1 protein-coding gene is annotated in these 1,783 nt (G+C 60.6%); it reads left to right on the top strand.

Annotated elements, in window-relative coordinates:
* Nucleotides 1–340: 340 nt before the first annotated feature.
* Nucleotides 341–1,654 carry a branched-chain amino acid transport system II carrier protein gene (gene brnQ, locus OC610_RS26885; RefSeq protein ID WP_264432312.1) on the top strand — a complete coding sequence of 438 codons (1,314 nt, stop codon included), beginning with the start codon at nt 341–343 and terminating at the stop codon, nt 1,652–1,654.
* Nucleotides 1,655–1,783 lie beyond the last annotated feature (129 nt).

Below are 1,783 nucleotides of genomic sequence, written 5' to 3'. Positions count from 1 at the left end.
CCACAAGGGCATGAGCGCATTTCATTGTCGGAGCAAGCTCCCTCGCCACAAGGGCATGAGTGCATTTCATTGTGGGAGCGAGCTTGCTCGCGATGACGGAGTTACAGTCGCCAACCATTTACATGCAAAAATGCGACACAGGGACGTCGCGCATCGGATAGTTTGCCCCTTTACAGTGCGTTTTATCGCCAGATTCGTTAGGCTAGCAGCCATTTTTGCGACCGCCGCCCACAAGGCAGCGACGCGCTAAACGGGTCGGTCCCATACGGATCGACAGCATTTCCCTCATCCATAAGGGAAATCCCTCTCTAAATTCCGATTCAGTAGTGTGGTTTCCTTAATGAAAGTGTTGAAAGGCCAGGACATCCTGGCGCTTGGTTTCATGACATTTGCCCTGTTCGTCGGGGCCGGCAACATCATCTTCCCGCCTATCGTCGGTTTGCAGTCCGGGCCTCATGTCTGGATGGCGGCGCTGGGCTTCTTGATCACCGCGGTGGGGTTGCCGGTGATCACGGTCGTCGCACTGGCCAAGGTCGGTGGTGCGATGGACGCCTTGAGCAGCCCGATCGGCAAAATTGCCGGTGGCTTGCTGGCCGCCGTGTGCTACCTGGCGGTCGGCCCGCTGTTCGCCACGCCTCGAACCGCCACCGTATCGTTCGAAGTCGGCTTGGCACCGTTGACCGGCGAGAGCCCGCTGGCGCTGTTCCTCTACAGCGCGGTGTACTTCCTGCTGGTGTTCTTCATCTCGCTCTACCCGGGCCGCTTGCTGGACACCGTTGGGCGCTTTCTCGCGCCGCTGAAGATCATCGCCCTGGCCGTACTGGGCATTGCTGCGTTTGCCCTGCCAGCCGGCGATATCGGCGTGGCGACTCCCGAATACGTGGCGGCACCGTTCTCCCAGGGTTTCATCAATGGCTACCTGACCATGGATACTCTCGGCGCCCTGGTGTTCGGCATCGTCATCGTCAACGCCATCCGCTCCCGAGGCGTCGAATCGCCGGCCTTGATCACCCGTTACGCGATCATCGCCGGGTTGATCGCCGGGGTAGGGCTGGCCCTGGTCTACGTCAGCCTGTTCCGCCTGGGCTCGGGCAGTCATGAAGTGGCTGTGGGCGCGACCAACGGCGCCGCCGTGCTGCATGCCTACGTGCAGCACACGTTCGGCAACCTGGGCAGCGGTTTCCTTGCGGTGCTGATCTCCCTCGCATGCCTGGTAACCGCAGTTGGCCTGACCTGCGCCTGCGCAGAATACTTCAGCCGCATCCTGCCGCTGTCCTACAAGACCCTGGTGGTAATCCTTGCGGCGTTCTCGCTGTTGGTATCCAACCTGGGCTTGACCAAGCTGATCGCTTTCTCGATTCCGGTCCTCACCGCGATCTACCCGCCATGTATCGCCCTGGTGGCCCTGAGCTTCTGCAAGGATTTCTGGCAAGAGCAAGGGCGCATCGTCGGCCCGGTGATGCTGGTATCGTTCCTGTTTGGCCTGATCGACGCGCTCAAGGGCGCCGGTCTGGCGGACTGGATGCCAGCGCAACTCGCTCATCTGCCGCTCAGCGAGCAAGGCCTGGCGTGGCTGGTGCCTTCGGTCATGACCCTGGCGGTCGCGGTGGTATGTGATCGGTTGCTGGGCAAGCGCAGCGAGGCCTTGGCATAAGCCGCTCGCCGTCAGTTCGCCGATAAGACGAAATGCCCCGTATCGATCGATACGGGGCATTTTTTTTGAGTGCGGTGTCTTTTTTCGTGGACTAACGTCGAAGCAGTGTCCTGAAAGCCTGCATGGAAC

The organism is Pseudomonas agronomica (assembly GCF_025917275.1).
Taxonomy (GTDB): domain Bacteria; phylum Pseudomonadota; class Gammaproteobacteria; order Pseudomonadales; family Pseudomonadaceae; genus Aquipseudomonas; species Aquipseudomonas agronomica.
The sequence above is the reverse complement of the archived record's forward strand: the minus strand, read 5'-3'. Positions and strand labels throughout refer to the sequence as shown.

Bases quoted from the DNA above. Each gene is read 5' to 3' on its own strand.
- brnQ (WP_264432312.1), top strand. From the start codon at position 341: ATGAAAGTGTTGAAAGGCCAGGACATCCTGGCGCTTGGTTTCATGACA.